12 protein-coding genes and 7 pseudogenes are annotated in these 18,615 nt (G+C 40.2%); 17 read left to right on the plus strand and 2 right to left on the minus strand.

Translation table 11 applies throughout. From position 1 onward, the window contains the following. Window positions 1-7 precede the first annotated feature (7 nt). The 9 genes and pseudogenes from AB8613_RS14905 (at window position 8) to AB8613_RS14945 (ending at window position 6,191) form a co-directional block, all read left to right on the plus strand. The gene (locus tag AB8613_RS14905; protein ID WP_372384025.1) at window positions 8-724 is read left to right on the plus strand and encodes a hypothetical protein; all 717 of its coding nucleotides are present in this window, start codon (window positions 8-10) and stop codon (window positions 722-724) included. Then, window positions 724-1,755, plus strand: a complete 1,032-nt coding sequence (locus tag AB8613_RS14910; RefSeq protein ID WP_372384026.1) for a hypothetical protein — start codon at window positions 724-726, stop codon at window positions 1,753-1,755. Before AB8613_RS14905 ends, AB8613_RS14910 begins: the two co-directional genes overlap by 1 nt. After that, entirely contained in the window at window positions 1,756-2,604 is an 849-nt protein-coding gene (locus AB8613_RS14915; protein ID WP_372384027.1) for an outer membrane beta-barrel protein, read from the plus strand. Window positions 2,605-2,942: 338 nt separating this feature from the next. Beyond that, window positions 2,943-3,668, plus strand: a complete 726-nt coding sequence (locus AB8613_RS14920; protein WP_372384028.1) for a hypothetical protein — start codon at window positions 2,943-2,945, stop codon at window positions 3,666-3,668. Window positions 3,669-3,965: 297 nt separating this feature from the next. Further along, window positions 3,966-4,624 (plus strand): annotated as a pseudogene (locus tag AB8613_RS14925) (IS3 family transposase); the annotation flags it as partial. Window positions 4,625-4,814: 190 nt separating this feature from the next. Further along, window positions 4,815-5,147, plus strand: a complete 333-nt coding sequence (locus AB8613_RS14930; protein WP_372384029.1) for a transposase — start codon at window positions 4,815-4,817, stop codon at window positions 5,145-5,147. Window positions 5,148-5,386: 239 nt separating this feature from the next. Next, window positions 5,387-5,854 (plus strand): annotated as a pseudogene (locus AB8613_RS14935) (transposase). A gap of 12 nt (window positions 5,855-5,866) precedes the next feature. Beyond that, a pseudogene (locus tag AB8613_RS14940) lies at window positions 5,867-6,058 on the plus strand (IS3 family transposase); the annotation flags it as partial. Beyond that, window positions 6,003-6,191 (plus strand): hypothetical protein, encoded by a 189-nt coding sequence (locus AB8613_RS14945; RefSeq protein WP_372384845.1) that lies wholly within the window; start codon window positions 6,003-6,005, stop codon window positions 6,189-6,191. The pseudogene AB8613_RS14940 and the gene AB8613_RS14945, both read left to right, overlap by 56 nt. 121 nt (window positions 6,192-6,312) lie before the next feature. Here AB8613_RS14945 and AB8613_RS14950 read toward each other — a convergent pair whose 3' ends face one another. Next, window positions 6,313-8,145 carry an aryl-sulfate sulfotransferase gene (locus AB8613_RS14950; protein WP_372384030.1) on the minus strand — a complete coding sequence of 611 codons (1,833 nt, stop codon included), beginning with the start codon at window positions 8,143-8,145 and terminating at the stop codon, window positions 6,313-6,315. Window positions 8,146-8,399: 254 nt separating this feature from the next. Between AB8613_RS14950 and AB8613_RS14955 the strand changes: the two are divergent. The 4 genes and pseudogenes from AB8613_RS14955 to AB8613_RS14970 all read left to right on the plus strand — a co-directional run. Further along, window positions 8,400-8,854 (plus strand): annotated as a pseudogene (locus tag AB8613_RS14955) (GIY-YIG nuclease family protein); the annotation flags it as partial. A gap of 771 nt (window positions 8,855-9,625) precedes the next feature. Beyond that, a complete protein-coding gene (tpx, locus tag AB8613_RS14960) occupies window positions 9,626-10,123 on the plus strand; it encodes a thiol peroxidase (protein ID WP_372384031.1) in 498 nt (165 codons plus the stop codon). A 162-nt stretch (window positions 10,124-10,285) separates the two neighbouring features. Further along, the gene (locus tag AB8613_RS14965; RefSeq protein WP_372384032.1) at window positions 10,286-11,155 is read left to right on the plus strand and encodes an alpha/beta hydrolase; all 870 of its coding nucleotides are present in this window, start codon (window positions 10,286-10,288) and stop codon (window positions 11,153-11,155) included. A 541-nt stretch (window positions 11,156-11,696) separates the two neighbouring features. Next, window positions 11,697-11,855 (plus strand): annotated as a pseudogene (locus tag AB8613_RS14970) (group II intron maturase-specific domain-containing protein); the annotation flags it as partial. On the opposite strand, the pseudogene AB8613_RS14975 reads toward AB8613_RS14970, so the two are convergent. Next, window positions 11,817-11,974 (minus strand): annotated as a pseudogene (locus tag AB8613_RS14975) (IS21 family transposase); the annotation flags it as partial. The pseudogenes AB8613_RS14970 and AB8613_RS14975 overlap by 39 nt on opposite strands. A 278-nt stretch (window positions 11,975-12,252) precedes the next feature. Between AB8613_RS14975 and AB8613_RS14980 the strand changes: the two are divergent. The 4 genes and pseudogenes from AB8613_RS14980 to AB8613_RS14995 all read left to right on the plus strand — a co-directional run. Next, entirely contained in the window at window positions 12,253-12,921 is a 669-nt protein-coding gene (locus AB8613_RS14980; RefSeq protein ID WP_372384033.1) for a class I SAM-dependent methyltransferase, read from the plus strand. Between the two features lie 752 nt (window positions 12,922-13,673). Continuing rightward, complete coding sequence (locus AB8613_RS14985) at window positions 13,674-15,236, plus strand: bifunctional UDP-sugar hydrolase/5'-nucleotidase (RefSeq protein ID WP_372384034.1); 1,563 nt, start codon at window positions 13,674-13,676, stop codon at window positions 15,234-15,236. Window positions 15,237-15,908: 672 nt separating this feature from the next. Continuing rightward, window positions 15,909-16,682, plus strand: a complete 774-nt coding sequence (locus AB8613_RS14990) for a hypothetical protein (RefSeq protein WP_372384035.1) — start codon at window positions 15,909-15,911, stop codon at window positions 16,680-16,682. Between the two features lie 351 nt (window positions 16,683-17,033). Beyond that, window positions 17,034-18,139, plus strand: a pseudogene (locus tag AB8613_RS14995) (IS3 family transposase); the annotation flags it as partial. Between the last annotated feature and the right edge of the window lie 476 nt (window positions 18,140-18,615).

The raw sequence follows: 18,615 nt of genomic DNA on the forward strand, positions 1-18,615 counted from the left end.
TGGTGAAATGAAATTGAAAAAAATCATATCGATATCTATTCTTATGGTAGTAAATTTTTCTGTAAATGCACTTCAATTAGATAAAATGATTATTGTCTCTGACAAAAACTCGAATGGTATATTAACTTTAACTAATGATGAGGACGATATAATATTCGTTGATTCTAAAGTAGAAGAAATTAGCATATCAAACGGAACTGAGATCAAGAAGAAAAAATATACAAGACAAAACTTAGAAGATTGGAAGATTTCATTGACAAACCAGAAATTAATTTTGAAACCAGGTCAAGAGAAAGTAGTAGGTATTCGCAGTTTGTGTAGTGAATCTAAGTGTGAAAATGATAAAGATCTCATGTTTTTAACAACATTTTATCCAAGCCCTTACTTAAAAGAAGAGAATGATAACAGTTCAATTCAAGTGAATTTTGGTTTCGCTCCAGTATATGTTATTCCAACTAAAAATCCGGAATTTTCATACGAGTTAATAAATCAAGGTGATAGATTACATGTTATCAATGACAGTAATACATTGATCAATATTTACGCGAATTCATGTGAGGGCCAAAACAAACAAGCTTGTCAAAAAATGTATACTGTATTAGCTGGTCGAGAAAAATCATTTAAATTACCTAGCGTGATGCAAAGCGAAAGTATAAACGTTACTGTGACTTCCCATGATCGCAGTTACACTGAAAAATATACGTTAGAACTAAGAGGTATGTAATGATAAAGCAATTTATCGTCTTCATTGGCGTTATATTATTTCAAATGAGTCAGTCACATGCGGCATTTGAAATTAGAGCGACTGTAAGCGGCGGTGTAATTAATTGGGATAACATGACTCATACCTCTGGTTTAAATGCTATGGTACCAAGTACCTGGGGGACGCCTCCAATGTTACAAGCTGTTGAATCTTGGACTCCTGCTAGTCTTGGAGGGGGTCAACAATTTATTACGAATGGTTGGGTTGATGCTAGCACTAGCCCCGTTCAAGTTGTAGGCATGGAATACAATACAACAGGTGCTGAGTTTTCTAAATTACAGAGCGGCATGGGGAACAACTCTTGTATTCATGATAGCGTTAAGTTACCCATAATACAGTTAACTGGAATAAACTGTATTTCGGAAACTAAGTTAAGCGCTAAGGTAAAAACAGAACCATTTGTTTTCTATCGACCAATAATTACATTAAATGATAATGATATTCTTAGTTCATTAGAAGGGAAAAAACAAGGTGTTTACTCTATCCAAATAAAATTCATGATACGTCACTATTACGAAAATAATGGTATAAGAACATATCGTAATATAAATGAAACCGTTATTATGATGTTTAATTATTTTCCTGTCCAACTTGACAATATTATTGTTCAAGGGGATGGGGAGATGGACCCACAATATGATGTGGTTAACAGGAAGGTGTCTGCTCAAACCAAGTTCGATATTACGGCCAACGGCTACTTTAGCGACGGTATTCAATTAACACTGTTAAATGGCGAGTCAGACTATCATCTAGTCCATCAAACAGAACGTAATGTGTTAATCCCCTACAGTATTGATTGCGCAGGTTGTAGTAATAACATTATGGTCGAGAAAGGCAAGCTGTTACACAATACAACACAGATCGGGCAGGGCGGAGGTACTAAAACAGCTATTACTTTCGAGTTGAATTTTCGTTACAACTATAATGGAGAAATACTTTCAAGTGGTAGATACGAAGATCAAGTAACAATTATGTTGGAGCCTCGTATATAAATGAAAACAAAAATTTTGTTGATCGCACTGCTAATTGTTAATGCAGAAGGCGTCAAAGCAAAACAGCCTTTATCACCTGTTCAAATCAGTAGTGGTGTGGTGTTTTCAGTTTTCGATAATGATAAAGCGGATAGTGAGGCGTTGGGTTATTCTGTCGGTGCGGGCTATAATGTCAATTCTCACTTGCGTTTGGGGTTAGAGTACAGTGGCTTTGGTGCGTTAGGTGGAGCAGATTCAGGCCTCAGTACCACTATATTGGATGCAAGCTTATTATTACCTTTGAGCGATTATTCGTCACTATACATAGGAGCCGGTGGCGGTCTATCAACTTTTAGCGATGAATTGAATTATTCACAAATTGATACCAACGTAACTGCATCGTTGGGCATGCAATATGCGCTGACAAAAAACTGGATCGCAGATATCTCTTATCGAGGAATCTTTGACTTACAAAAATGGCAAGACGACCTTTATTCGTTTAACGTTCGTGTCGCTTATCGCTTTTCAAATTCGGAAGAGAGCTATAATTCTGAACATATTAGTAAAAGTTATCTAGAACATCGGGCTGTGAAAATAACTACATTAGAGGAGAGTAAAAATCAAAAGGAGCCAGAATTAAGATTAGCAAATAACCAGCAAAATATCTCAAAGCCAGTGAACTTGAATCCATGTAAAAAAGTCACTCAATCTTATCAAGTCCAAACTGGCGACCATTTGAACAAGCTTGCTAAGTTAAACCAAGTATCACTAACGGAAATTCTTGAGGTAAACAGACAGTTATCCAATAGAGACGTTAATCTTCTATTCCCTGGTGAGGTGATTAAAATACCTCAATTTAGCTGTGACTAACTTACGTTTTCTATATACGGTAACACTGTTGTTTAATCAAGCAGCAGTGTTTTTTAGGTCCTAAATGTTACATGGCAGACTAACCCAAACAAAACACACAAGTCCTCCCAATGCTTTCATATCTTTTCCTAGCGCTGCGATTAGCGTCTATGCATACTACCATCGCAGGTAGGCATCTTTTTGGCGTCATATTCTACTATGCCCAATAAAAAGAAAGTGGCGTCGAATATTCTTTAAAACAGTAGCTTCAGGCTAAATCATGAATTTGAATGAAATTACTCTAATTTTTAGTGGTAGATTTATCAAAAATGTCAACCGTTCTTCTTAAGAGATATAATATGAAAATAAAGTTAGCTTGTTTAATTATGGTCATTGGTTACTCAATTATCGTTCCTGAAACTGCACTTGCATTTAAAGTAGATAAAATGGTTGTAGTATCTGACGAAAAAGGAAATGGCGCTATTTCTTTGTCAAATGATGGTTCAGCCCCTCTTTTTATACAGTCAAATATACAGGAGTTGACTGTAAATCAGAATAACGAAGTGGTTCGTAATGACTATACGCGTAAAAACTTATCGGATTGGAAAATTTCGCTAACACACCCACAGGTTGTACTTAGACCTGGTGAAGAAAAAACGGTTGGAATAAGAAGCTTGTGTTACGAATCGTCGTGCGATACCACTACAGACCTTATGTTCATGCTGCCGTTTACCCCAAGCCACTATGACGCTAAAAGTATAAAGTCTAGTGGAATTCAGTTCAACTACGGTTTTACACCTATTTATATCATTCCAACTCGTTCACCTAACGTAGAGTATAAAGTGTTAAATAACGGTGCTGATTTGATAATTGAGAATAAAGGTAACACACTAATCTATGTGACTGTAGAGGGAGAGGGTTGTGGCGAGCTAAAACAATGCCGGAGTGAGTATATGGTGATTTCTGGAAGGTCGAAGGTGTTTAACCTTCCTGAAAATGTCCAGTCGGAAAATTTGAACATAACAGTCTCATCACATGACAAACAATATAACAAAACTAGCGTTTACCATAGAAGTAAGAATTGACGCTTTTTTAGTTTCGGCTTAGGGGCGACGAAATAATGTACTCTAAGTCTGAACCTTGATTTATTTGATAAATTAAAATGTATATCAAGCAAGCATTTGCTAAGTATTTTAGGGTGTTGTCATGGTTTCAGGTCACCATGTCAGCTTTAGTCATCTGAGGTCGAGAAAAAGCAACGAGAGTCTTTACAATGTCTTAGGATCATTAAGTAGTACACACGAAACATATTCAGGTGCAATATTTTCGAATGTAGTGTTACGTTGAATTTGGTCACTTAGTTAGAGGTGATGTCATCACCTCATAAGTTAGCTCGCCTTGAAGAGCATAATGAAATATTTAAAAAAGCCATGGCTCTGTCGATGTCGGATTAACTGAACAATTCTTGATAATCAAGAAACTCAAGCAGAGATTGATGCTGAAACAGTAAAGCTCCGTAGTCTAGTTAGCGGCTCACGCCGCAAGCAACGGCTCTACGGGCGCTAGAACCATCGCTGACACAATTACGACTAAGGGAGTTAATCAGGGTCGTTCCAGAGCAACGAAGTTCATGAAAGCCCTTGGCTTATCGAGCTTCCAAGTACCAAAACGCAGGTATCGCAGAGCATCACAAGAACATATTGAGATCTCATACCACTTAGGCCGCCAGTTTTCAGTTACGGAGCCAAACAACGTTTGGGTTGGCGATGTTACTTATGTTTGGACAGGCCATCGTTGGATGTACTAAGCCGTTGTTATAGATCTGTTTGCTAGAAAAACGATTGGTTGGGCAATGTCATTAACGCCCGATAGTCGATTAACGAGTAAAGCTCTTGCCATGACTTATGAGTCTCGTGGTAAACGACAAGGGGTAATGTTCCACAGCGATCCAGGCAGTCATTATACCAGCCGAAGTTATCGGCAATTACGGTGGCGCTTTCAGATCAAGCAAAGCTTATCTCGACGAAGAAATTGCTGGGATACTGGGATTAGAATATAAGTACAGACTGTTTGTACTGACCCTTGCCGGGATTGGTTGAAATGTCTTTGTGTTGACCTGTCGTTCAAAGAGTCTGTTCAATTCTATCGACTCAGTTGTGACTTAATAGGAGCTTTGTATTGCATCTCCAGTGTCCTGTCCTGCTGGGCTGTTCACTCAGGAGAGTGATTAAATGAACAGTAACGATCCCCGCTACAAATTGTATTTAGGTGTAGATACTCATTTAGAGCTTCATGTTGCAACACTTATCAATGAGCTTGCTCAGGTTGTTAAAAGTAAGTCATTTAGTGCCGACATTGCAGATTATCGTGAGCTCTTAGCATGGTGTAAGTCTTACGGGTTCCTTCAAAAAGCTGGCATCGAAGGTACGGGAAGCTATGGTGCTGAATTGACTAAATTCTTGAATAAGAATTGTATTGATGTATATGAAGTGATGCGACCAAATCGAATGGAGATACGTCTGAAAAGCAAAATAGACTTAAAGATTCAGAGAATGCGGCTATAAGCATATTATCTGGATAGGCAGCAGTCATTCCTAAAAGCCATGCAGGACCAGTCGAGTCATTACGGAGCCTGCAAATGACCCGCAATAGCGCTGTCAAAGCAAGAACTCAGGCGATGAATTAAATACGCGCTCTTCTTGTATCAGGTCCTGATGAGCTAAAACAGTCCCTTTACCAGCCAAAGCCTAGTGCGTGTGCGACCGCATGCTTAGCTCGGTGCTCTAATAGTAGTGAGCCATTAATGATTTCGCTTGTGCTGTTGGCACAACGTTGGAACTTCCTTAACGACCAAGTAAAATCTCTTGATAATGCTTTGAAAAAACTGACTTTGAACACAGCTCAAAGCCTTGTGTCAACGTTTGGGGTCGGCACAAATGTGGCTGCAACGCTCTTAGTTGCGGCTGGAGACAACGCCAACCAATTAAAGAAAGAATCATCGTTTGCAGCCTTGTGTGGCGTTAATCCAATTCCAGCGTGATCGGGGAAAACTACCCGTCATAGGTTGGATCGAGGAGGTAGCCGTAGTGCGAATAACGCTTTTTGGACCGTGGCAATGGTTAGAATGCGTAGTGATCCCAGGACAAAAGACTATGTTGAACGAAGAACAGCAGAAGGGCTATCAACTAAGGAAATAACTCGTATCTTAAAACGTTATATAGCGAGAGAGCTATTCCCGCGAATACTGAAAGATCTAGCGAGTCTGTCTTGACATAGGAGCGTCAATAGTCCGATGGAGCGAGTGTTCAGAAGCTTGAAGACGGAATGGGTACCAAAGAATGGCTATAAAAGTTTTACATACCTAGTTGGCTATTATAACCAGCACCGTCCACATCAATATAACGGTGGATTAACACCAAGTGAATCAGAACGACAGTTCTGGTTCACTCATAAAACCGTGGCCAGTTTTACTTGACCACTACACAGGTCATTGGCAGAAAAATTGGCCGATCTCGGACACTGTAAATGGTGCTGACGCGAGCGCGATGCTTTACAGTATTGTCGAGATAGCGGAAGCTAAGTCAGATATCGATGCACTCCCACCTTGAAAATTCAAACACTAGAATGTCGCCCCGAGGGATTAGGGGCGCTTACTAGAGAATAGCTTCTGTCGCCATACAATAAAGTTTTCGACAGAGCCTGAAAAGCCCTTTTATGGCAACGTATAAATTAATGATAGGGGCTGTTTAGTTCTAAGTTATCTGGGTACATTGGGAATCGCAACGACTTGAAACTATAGAATGAAAAATGCCCAGTATCACCATTGGATATTTTCACACCGAAGATTGGCTGACCAGTTTCAAAGTCAACTTCAGTTACAGCTATTTCAGCGAAAACCCCCGTTACACTTGAACCGTCTTCAGGATCTCCATTGGGAGTTCCTATTTTATTGCCTTCTCCATCAAAGTTTGCACCACCATAATTTATTAAAAACGTACCACTTTCGTTATTATCAGAGTATCTAACGACATTTCCAACATACCCACTATAATATTTGTATGAATATTGATCGCTGTATTCATAGATTAGCTGAACGGTTTTATCTACTTCATCAATTCGGTAGTGTACATATCGAGAGCTATTGTCAGCAGCGTTAACCCAGTAAGATGAATCAAAACTTCGGAAGTTTCCATTGTCAAATAAGATTATGTCAACTGTGCTTGGATTATTATCCTGGTCTGGTAAGAATGTCGCTGAATGCTGCCCCCAATTCCAGAAGTTACGATCTAACCAGCGTTTATCTGAATAATTACCATCACTATTTCCATTCTCGTCAACTGGTATAAGTAAGTAAGGTTGATATTCGATTGTCCAGTTATCATGAGCGCCTAATATCCATCGGATGTCAGCCCCAGCTTCATGTGTAACCGAGTCAAATGATGAGTTTTGATTGAAAGCTATGACCGCATCTTGATGGCGCGAGGATATCATATAAGAGTTACTTTCAGGGTTATAATCTCCTCGATTCATATGCATCCAATCGATAACTTCTATTCCATATACGTCTTCATTATCTTCGTCAATATTTGGTTGATAAAAGCGTGATTCATCAATAATATTTTTGAAGTCGAAATATTTAATTCGCTCTGGTTTTGGTGCGAGCGAATTGTAATCCAATTCGACCAGCTGATCTTCGATCTTTACAGGTTCTGGTTCACTAGTAAAAGCATTAGCCACCTCGGCTGGCATTAGAATATTGCCATTTGGAAGCTCGACTAAATCATGATGCATCCTAAAGTCAGTATTAGTTTGCTTTATACACCTGCCTAAAATGTCAACTTCATTAAGTTGATAGAATGTGTTAGTAAATAGAAAGTTACCATTTTCTGTACGGATAAAAGACGACCAATCTTCAGATATATCTTGGTTTGAATAAAGATCGCGCCCAACATACCATCTAACCTCATGGTTGGCATCAATACCAATAAAACCATGAGTTTGAACCCCTATAAAAGTGAGGCCTCGCTGCATACGCTCGGGTTGAGATATTAGGGCTGGATCTAGCTCTTCTATTATAGGAAAATCATCAGGTAATGGTTCAGTTTGAATAGTATATGTATATGTCTCATCAAGAGAAGGGGAGAGCGGATGAACATAACTAACCTCTACGATATTCGCGTAATCAGGATACAGCCCTGCAATGGGAATAAAATGCTCCATGCTTTCCTCTGTAAATTGATAGCTAACGTCCGTCTCAGGAGTTTTTCCTTTTACCGTTACAGATACATGGCTAAATGAAAGAGTTTTTACGCCAATAAGTGCGGTTAAAGGGGCCGCTGCAGTATTGTTATCAAGTCTAAATGGATCCAGTTCAATATATGGATTAGCTGGCTCATAGGCTCCATTAGCAATTTTTAAAACTAGCTCATCCCATTTCTTTGTATGCAATTCAACAAGATCATCAGGAGCTTTTGCATGAGCCATATTTATTTGTATATAGAGTGATAATAATATGAAAAATGTATAGGGAAACATTCTAGATATAGTTTTTATGATTTTCATGTACCTTACCTCGGTTATGTGTGAGATTGTATATTAATATAAGTGATAAGACTGCCCTAAAACATGTCACTTTTGAGATCATAAAATGGAAGAATGCCTCTACCAGTTCGTAAGTGGGAGCGCTCTCTTGTGGTATTACAGGTTACAGATCGGATTCTAAATGCCGATTGAAACGGTCTCAGAAATAGCTAATTGCTCTTTTTTGATCGAAAACTAGTTAAGCCGATCCAGACTCTTAACAACACGACACACAGCAGCAAACCAAGCAAGGTCACTTTTATGTTATTAGTAATATTGGCTCGTTTGGAGAAAACGTTTATAAGATTGGTATGACCCGCCGACTCGAACCAATGGATCGGGTCAAGGAGTTGGGTGACGCTTCAGTACCATTCAGTTTTGATGTCCACACCATGATTCACACCACTGACGCACCTTCTCTGAGAAAGAGTTGCATCGCGTATTTGATAATGACCGTCTGAACATGGTGAATAGGCGTAAAGAGTTTTTCCAAGTGGATCTATCTGACATCAAGAAAGCTGTTAAAAACTTCGATATTGATGATGCTGAGTTCATCGAAACTGCTGTAGCACAGGGCTTCAATGAAACTAAAGCAATGCGCAAGCAAGCTGAGTTGAAAGAAGCAATCGAGCTTGGTGCTATCAGCGATTTAACTAAGACGAAGCAACCTGAATTTGCTGAGAGCATTTAAAGTGTACTAATTCAGACCTGATCTGACAGTTACCCATTTTTGACTCGGTGCCTGTAAGATTTAATCTGGGCTAGATTTTTTTAAGCCCAGATTGATTTCCCATCTTCCAGCTAGCTAATTCAGTTAGTACAGCTCTGCCCCATTTATTGCTGGTAGCTTTATTTATTCATATCTAGTTAATTGGCTTTTGCCTTACAATAAATTATCCGAATGTAATTCACCTAGAATCTTGGCATCTCTTTGGGTTTTAAATTGCAGGTGCTATTCATAAGTTTCTGATTTTATTTTCTAATGATAAATAAATCGGCTAAAGAAAACACATTTTTACCCAAAGTGTGTTTCGCCAATAAAGAGTACGACTGGAACAGGTTGAGTTTTGAGTAAGTATAACTAATCTGACACCTAAGATTCACAAAGTGTGAAAAATGGGCATTATTGTACGGTTCTTGGTTTAAGCAACCCCGCTGATTTTTGCCATGTTAATCGAGATAAAAGAGTCACAAACTTTCAAACTTGTTGCGGGGTCTACGGTAGATTTTCTTGCTAAAACAGTATTTAAAGCGTTTTAGAGGGCTGGAAGCATGGTGTTCTAAGGCTAAACTTGCGGATTTACCATAAAAGGAATAATGACTACCAACAAATAAATTAAATTTGAGACAGCTCCAATGTATTGTTTGCCAATTGACACTAAATTAATTTTGGGGTTATGTCTTGCTACTCAATCGTATGATTTTTTTAACAAAAAACAATCATTTAAAAATAGGCTAAATTATGTCACAAGTAACTTTCCAAGGAAACCCAGTAAAAGTTGTAGGGGGGATTCCTGTTGTAGGTGAGCAGGCTCCAGAGTTTTCTCTAACCGCTTCAGATTTATCTGACCTAACACTTTCGTCGTTCAAAGGTCAGAATGTAATAATTAACATTTTCCCAAGCATTGATACTCCGGTTTGTTCGGCAAGCGTTAAGAGATTCAACGAAGAAGCTTCAAAACTTGAAAATACCGTGGTGTTATGTGTTTCTGCTGACTTACCTTTTGCGGTCGGTCGCTTCTGTGAAGTTGAAAATATCAGCAATGTTCAACATGCGTCAATCTTCCGTAGCTTTGATTTTTCAGAGAATTACGGTGTATCAATTACAGAGGGCGCTCTGAGAGGTTTAACAACTCGTGCAATCGTATGTGTGAGTACCGATGGAAAAGTTACATATTCAGAGTTAGTTAAAGAAATAACCGATGAACCTAATTACTCGCTAGCCTTGAATGCTTTCTAATTAAAAATTTACCACTCCTGATTTTCCCCAAGGTTTTAGGTGTCTTGATGTTTACGATAAGAACAAGAGCTTAATTCATTGGTCAGAACAGGTCGTTAACGTAATTAGTGTATAAAGAATGTTTAGATAACATATAAACTCAAATACAAAGAGAACATATAAATGTATCAGCATGTTAAATTCCCTTCTCAAGGGGTGGCTATTTCCGCTCACCTTTATTTGCCAAAAAATAAACCACAAACACAATATCCAATCATTATTTTGTGTCACGGTTTTTGTGGTGTGAAAGAGTTACTACTTCCTGCTTATGCTGAACGATTTTCTGAGCAAGGATACGCGTCGCTTACCTTTGATTATCGTGGGTTTGGAGAAAGCGAGGGGGAACTTGGTCGTTTAGTTCCTGCGTTACAAATTGAAGATATCAATGCTGCAATCGAATGGGTATCTACTCAGCAAAATATTGATGCGAGCCGTATTGGGCTTTGGGGGACTTCTTTTGGTGGCGCGAACTCAATTATTGCAGCAAGCCTCAACCCGAAGGTGCAATGTGTAGTAGCTCAGTTAACTTTTGCTGATGGTGAGTCCGTTATTACCGGAGAAATGAACGTAGAAGAGAAAGAAAAATTTGTTAGAGCGTTAGAGCGAATGCGCGACAAGAAGGCGAAGACTGGCAAAGAGTTGATGGTGCCAATCGCTAAAGTATTAGGTGACCCTCAATCTGTAGAGTTTTTTAATAATTTTAAAGATGACTTCCCAGCTTTAAATATCAAAATCCCATTCTTAACTGTGTGGGAAACCATGAATCACAAACCACTTAACGCACTAGCGTTACTAAATAAACCCCTGCTAGTAGTGGCAGCCGGTGAAGATAAAGTGAATCCAGTTAGTGAGTCGAAAACGTTATTCGAGCATGCTAATGAACCTAAACAGTTACATATTGAGCAAGGTGCAACCCACTATCAGGTGTACAGTGGTGAGTTCTTTGAATCTGTAGTCAAGCAAGAACTAAATTGGTTCGATAAGTATTTATAAGGTCGGCAATGGCGGCCTTTCCTGTCTTTAGTTGCTACATGCGGCTGTATGTCCTTATGAGTGAGGAATCTGTACATTTAGATCAAGTCGAAGAGTTAATTTACAGGGTCGCATGCTTGGATTTTAGTTTCAGACCGTGAACTCAGCAGCTATTGATGACATTTTCCATACCCCCGTTGTGCGTAGGTGGTCGGTTTACCATAAAGGCACTTAGTGCGCACTAACAAACAAATGCAAACCAACCCTTTTTATGGTGCTATGTTACTCATCGCACTAGCAATTCACAACGACTTTGCCATACCTATAGTTATCTACGAATTGCTAATTTAGGGGGAGCTGTAGCTCATTGATGTCCAGAGACGTGTTTTGCCGCCATGCTTTGGGATGTGAAGCGTTGTTCACCGCTTTATGAGTGAACAGTCTGTATCACCAGATGAACCTACGAGCCTGAATAAAGCAGTGGCTCGGACAATGTGACGAAACTTAGCCGTTGGGCTCAGTGGGAAAAGAATCGTGAGAGGATGTTCCTCCTGAAAACCACATAAATCCGAAACTCAGGGGATGGGCGAATTACTATCGCCATTGTGTTGCTAAACAAATATTCGGGTATGTCGGCCACAAACTATTCCAAGCGCTATGGCACTGGGAAGTTAGACGTCATCCAACCAAGTTGGCTTTGTTTAAAGCGAGTCAGGAGTTCCGATATGGTGGAAGGACCGAGTTTAAGGCAAGAAGCGATGCTGGATTTGAGAGACCGCAGTCGTACTTAAGGCGTAATACCTCTTTGATTTTGTTCATTGGAGTTTTCTTTTTTGCCATTGTCGCTTCCTTACCTTCTTGTTTAAGAAGTAAATAATAGCGAGCTATTGATTTAAAAGAGAAAATGGTAGGATTTCGGGCTTTCCGATCGCGGTTTCGCTATTCCGAAATGACTGTTCGGAATGTTCCGAAATATGCACTCGAAGAGTGTTTGAGTCGGTCTGAAGGCTGTTTTGGATAGCTAACTCGCGCATTTTCATACATAGGAATAATGATTAAGAAAATGAATAGCAATGTATGGCATTATTATTCATAAATAAATTTAAAGTGAGAACAGCATGAGCAAAAAAACAACAATGGAAGGGCAGGCTATCTACTCAAAGAAGGTCTTATCCATATATGACTTTTGGGTTTTGGGGGTTTCAAACCATTTTTTTTGGAGGTGTCCAACTCGAAATATCTCTAATTATTTTCTTAATCATGTATCGCCCAACCACTTAGATGTTGGTGTTGGTACAGGCTACTATCTTAAAAATCACCTTCCCAAAAATACAAGGCGTATAGCTTTGCTGGATATGAATGAGAACAGCCTTGACGAGGCTTCAACTGCTATCAGAGATTTTCAGCCAGAGGTCTATCAAGTTGATGTGCTTAATATGGATGCTCTGCGTATTGAAAAATTTGACTCTATAAGTATGAACTATTTACTTCATTGCTTGCCTGGCGATCTTTCGGAAAAAAGTTTGTTATTTAAAAATTTAAAGAATGTCTTAAATGAGGAGGGTATTGTTTTTGGTAGTACCATTTTAGGTAAGGGCGTGAAGATGAACTTTTTGGCCAAAAAAATCATACACATCTACAATAAAAAGGGCATCTTTTGTAACCTAGGTGATGACTTTGAGTCATTATCAAGGCATCTAAATGAGCATTTTTCTAACGTTGACATTAAGGTGATTGGTTGCGTAGCACTATTTTCATGTAAGAACAAAAAGCTTGATTTAAGGTAATGGCACTTAGTGCGAACCTAACATAACTAATCCCACCTTTTTGCTAGTGCGATTTTACTCATAGCACGAGCACTAGCACTTCACAACAACGTTGCCATATCTCTAGTTATTCATATTTTGCTAATGTTCGACTATCACAAAAGTGATAATTGTTCATTTATAGAGAATTGTTAGTTGCCAGTAGTCGTGTGGTTGCATATAATCGCGCGCGCATACTCTGCTTAAAGTATTGTAATACCTACTTTGCCCACTCTCATCCAGTCTGACAGTGGGCTTTTTTTAGGTTCATCGCGGATTAGCGGGAACTAAAAACAAAAATGGTAGTAAGTGATATGGTTTAGTCGCCAAACAAAAATCATACACAAACTACCGTTTCCATGCCGAATCATACTTTCCTATCTTCATTCTGGGAAGGTTTTAAAATAGTAAAGCCACACCAGACAGCATCACTTATTACCCTGACTCTTAAACCTAACTCTTAGGCGAAATGCTCTTGTGGTCTTGAGGCCGAGGCTATCCATGAGTATCAATGGCGTCATGAATGCAGAAATAGCTAATTGCTCTTTTTTGATCGAAAACTAGTTAAGCCGATCCAGACTCTTAACAACACGACACACAGCAGCAAACCAACTCAAAAGGTAACTCTGTAGGATTTAACGCCCATTCGAAATAAAGAGTGTGTTCTGACTCACACTCATATCCCCTTCCCTCCCTAAAATGGCAATCGTTTTCTTCACTGACATGAGCACACTATGAAAAACCTAAAACTAAAGCCGTTATGCTTTGCGGTCTCCGTATTAGCCACCGTGGCATCAATGCCAACCTTAGCTGAAATAAAAGAGATCACCCTGCTTCATACCAACGATATTGAAAGTGTTTACGACCCTGTGGATGCATTCTGGAATGACGACATTGAACTGATTGGCGGTATCCCTTACTTGGCAACCTTGATCAAAAACGTTCAGGCTGAAGAAGGAACCAGCTTCCTATTAGACGCCGGTGATATTTATACGGGTGCACTCTCTAAAAAGTCGAAAGGGAAACTACCTTTCGACCTTTATAACTCAATGGGTTATGACGTAATTACACTGGGTAATCATGAATTTGAATACGGTTGGCAATCATTGGTAGAGACCATGCCTCGTGCCAGTTTCCCTGTGCTCAACGCGAACATCTTCCATGAAGCTTCTGACTCAATGTTTGCTCAGCCATACACAATCATTGAACGTGATGGTGTTAAAATCGGCGTGATTGGTGTCATGGGAATAGATGCGTTCTACAACACAATGTGGAAAGGAAACCGTAAAGGGTTAACCATCAAAGACCCGACAGAAATCGCTCAAAAATGGGCTGATAAGATCCGCGATGATGTCGACATGATCGTCGTACTGACGCACCAAAACAAGACAGCTCCAATGCAAACGGACAAAGAAGCCGATCCAGAAGTTCAACGTGGATTTGATGAAGATTACGAAATGGCAGGCAAGCTTAAGGGAGTGGATGTTATTTTCGGTGGTCACTCGGATAATGGCTTGATCGAACCTGTTGTTCATCCAAAAACTGGCACAGTTATCGGCTTAACCTTTGGTCAAGGCATGCACCTTGGCTACACAAAATTTACTGTCGATACCGAAAAGCATGATGTCAAATTCTTAGGTGGTAAGTTGATCCCTGTTGAGTCAGCCAAACTCAAACGCGACGATGCAACTTACGCGTTAATTCAAAAAGTACGTAATGATAATCCTGCTCTGACCTATCAACTCGCCACTATTGATAAAGCGGCTTCACGCCGTTACTACCGAGAATCAAATATTGGTGACCTTGTCGCTGATTTAATGAAAGAAGCCGGTCGAGCTGACATTGCAATGATCAGCTCAGGAAGCATTCGCGTTGACTTAAATCCCGGAGTTGTCACTCGTGAAAATGTGATGAATCTTTTCCCATTTACTGACACACTCACCGTAGTTGAACTGACTGGCAAAAATGTCAAAGAGCTGCTTGAATACAGTTACACGCTACCTTATGGCCTTGCACAATTTTCTGGAATTAAAGCAACTTACGACAGCACGCACCCAGAAGGTAAGCGCCTAGCTAGTTTGGAAGTCAACGGCCATCCGGTATCCGACACACAAAAGTACAAGGTTGCTACCTACTCCTATGCTGCCAGTGGCGGTGATGGTTACACGATGTTCAACAAAGGAAAAATGCTGTCAAATGGCGAATCTGTCACTACAGTACTTATTGATGGTTTCCTGAAAAATAAAGTCATCACCGTTCCTGAATTGGGTCGCCAAGTCGATTTGAGCCGCCAATAATAAACACGGCTGATATCAAAGTATAAACATCAGGGATTAGTAAGCATCGTACCTGTGAGAACTCAATTCAATTGCTGCAAAAGCTACGGTTGTAAAAACCTAGCGAACCCTGATTTAAGTCTTTACCAACGCAGCGTTCAGCTGGGTTTCGAGTCTTATAAATGCCCTCTATGTGGGGCATTTACCCCCATCCTTGAAAATGAACCGATCCTGCTTTTAAGCAAACAAATTGAGGATGACAAGCTCCGGCTACCCAATGTTGAATGCCCGTCTTGCCAGACTCACACCCGAACACACGCTTATGGATACACAAAAATTGGCACACCACGCATCAAGTGTCAGCAATGTGCATCGGTTTTTGGCTTGCTAAACCCCCACAAAACCAGTGCTACATTGCAGCCCTTGCTTGACCTATTACTTAAAGGAGTTTCACCTCAAGAACTTTTACAAAAATCTCAGCTCAACAATAAGCTCTTCTATGCGCGCTTAAAAAGGTTGGCTCTATTGCTACGCCAAATCAATCAGTTGCTAATACAACAGTACCTCAGCTATACCGAAGGTGGGGTTGCATTATATACCGCTAGTGCCTCTTCTTTATCTCGCTCAGGAAACGAGAGCAGCCTGAAATGCTGGAATCTATCAACAACAGAGAGTCGCTATGGATTTCATATTTTGAATACCGATAATCTGTATCTTAACAAAGAGCAGAGCAGCCAGATTGGGCGTTATTACTTAGATACAGTCGAAATCACGACTGAATGTTTAGATGACCCTTTCAAAGCCGTTCAATCTACATACGATAGGATTTTCGCTAGAAGTAAATTTGATGAACTCGGCTATGCACATCAAACGCAATGTCAGTCGAACGAAGGACACATACTACGACCAGTTTATGCCGCGCACGCTCACTGGATAAGCCTATCCAAAATGTTACCTAAGCATCATTCGTTCGATTTTTTCCTAGAACATGAGAGTTTCATTCGCGGTGCTGCCATCACCAATCTAACTCCCGAGATATGTACTGGTCGTTTTAATTTCTATTACTTGTACGCAAAAAAAACGACCAACATTTCACCTTCCATTCAGCATAAAAGCATTGGTTGGTGGGGCGAGACTTGGTCGACATTAACCAAGCAATATCCAAGTGGGTGTTGGAACATAACCTTTTGCGCGCTAACAGCTAACAAGCAACCAAACCTAGAATTTAATGGAACCGAATGGCACCAAGATTACCAGCGGTTACTCAATCAATGGTTGCCAAACCGCTATCAGAAAATACTCTCGCACCACATGTCTAAGCATTGGCGAGAGATCTTTACCTATCTATATAACTTCACCTATTGCTCGAATAGAAGCTCATACTTTCCCAACTTCGACTTTACCTCTATCAATGACATCGTAACCTTACTCAACACCTTTGCTACGCGCGATCCCACCAAAAGATAAACGAACAAATCGCCGCAACCGCCAAATGTACAAAAACTTAAGCCCTGAGTAGAAACAGCAATGCCTCACTCAAAAAAGGAACGAACATGGACAATCAAGCCTTTCAAGAGGCTTTGTTGCGCAATCCGCACAGCTAGAACATTTTAATTCCAACATCTAAAAGGGGTAGACAGGGAATTAGTAAATTATCCTACGTTAAGGATTTGGCCAGCGGTACTCACCAGTTAATGCAATGTGCTCCCAACTCAAAGGCGATATATGCTAGAGAAGCTTATCATCGACTTTGTAGTGGTCTAATGATCCCGGACACCAAATTAGGTAGTAAAGGCTCCACCATAAATGAGGTGTTCAATGACAAAACGACAACGACGTACATTTTCTGCTGAGTTCAAAATAGATGCTGCAAGTTTGGTTCTTGTTCAAGGGTACTCCATACCTGAAGCCGCTAACTCTATGTGCGTAGGTGAAACAGCTTTACGGCGTTGGGTCGACCAACTCAAAGTTGAGCGAGGTGGGATTACTCCAACGACCAAAGCCCTCACGCCTGAGCAAAAGAAAATCCAAGAGTTAGAAGCCCGGATTAACCGGTTAGAACGAGAAAAATCCATATTAAAAAAGGCCACCGCTCTCTTAATGTCGGACGAACTCGAACGTTCTCGTTAATAGACAAGTTGAGGGAGCATGAATCGGTCAAAATGCTTTGCGAGCTGTTCAACGTAGCTTCGTCTTGTTACTACGAGTTTAAGCAACTCAAGCCGGATACCAATCGCATTCGTCTAGCTAGCCAAATTAAAGAACTCTTCAACATGGGTCGAGGCTCTGCTGGTAGTCGACTCTTGTCTCGATGCTGAGCGCAGAAGGCATAAAAGCCGGACGATTCAAGGTTCGCCAGATAATGCGTGAAGCTGATTTAATGAGTAAACAGCCAGGTTCGCATCGATATAGACATGCAAAAGTAGAAAGGCTAGATATTCCAAATCTACTGAAGCGTGAATTTTCTGTCAGTACTCCGAATCGTGTTTGGTGTGGCGATATTACTTATATTTGGTCAGATTCGAAGTGGGCCTATTTAGCGGTAGTGCTTGACCTATTTAGCCGACGAGTTGTGGGGTGCTCTTTATCCTATAAGCCCGATACCGAATTAGTATCTAAAGCTTTGAACGAGGATGTCCGAAGAAAGTGATGTTCCATTCAGATCAAGGCTGTCAATATAGCAGCCGTAAATATCGCCAAAGACTTTGGCGATATCGTATAACTGAAAGCATGAGTCGTCGTGGTAATTGTTGGGATACATCAATCGCTTATTTAGAAGCTTGAAGACGGAATGGATACCAACAGTAGTTTATCGGAGTTTTGCAGAGGCGTAACAAGAAATTACTCAATACATTATTGACTATTATTGCCAGTTCCGTCCGCACCAATACAACGGTGGTCTAACACCCAATGAATCAGAACGATTGTTCTGGTTAAACTCTAAGAGCGTGGAATATCAGTTGACCACTAAAGAATGTTTTTCCAAGTACTATATACAGCTTTCGCTAAATTCTCAGCTGCCACTTGCCCTGTATTTTTAACTTTAACTAAACCCGAATACAAATCGTATCAATGGCTCGGTACAGTAAAACCCCTCGCATTTTTGTCTCAAATGAGGCCTCAACATACTCTGCTCTACGGCCGATGCAGATGTAATGAGGAAACTTAATGAAACATGGGCATACCTAAATATCGAATCGATAAATCCTTGCAGTACTCACAGGTTGATAGAAATACTTGTTTCACCATAAGCACTGTCGCGATAGCCGAATCGACACACTCACCCACGCTTATTCTATTTGCTTTGCGTGGCCCCGCTTATCGCTTCTTCATCAACCGAAAAAGTAAGAGGATCACAGTTAATGAGTAATTGATCTACCCCTTCTAACTGGTTGTTTAG

Source organism: Vibrio sp. BS-M-Sm-2, from assembly GCF_041504345.1.
GTDB classification, from domain to species: domain Bacteria; phylum Pseudomonadota; class Gammaproteobacteria; order Enterobacterales; family Vibrionaceae; genus Vibrio; species Vibrio satsumensis.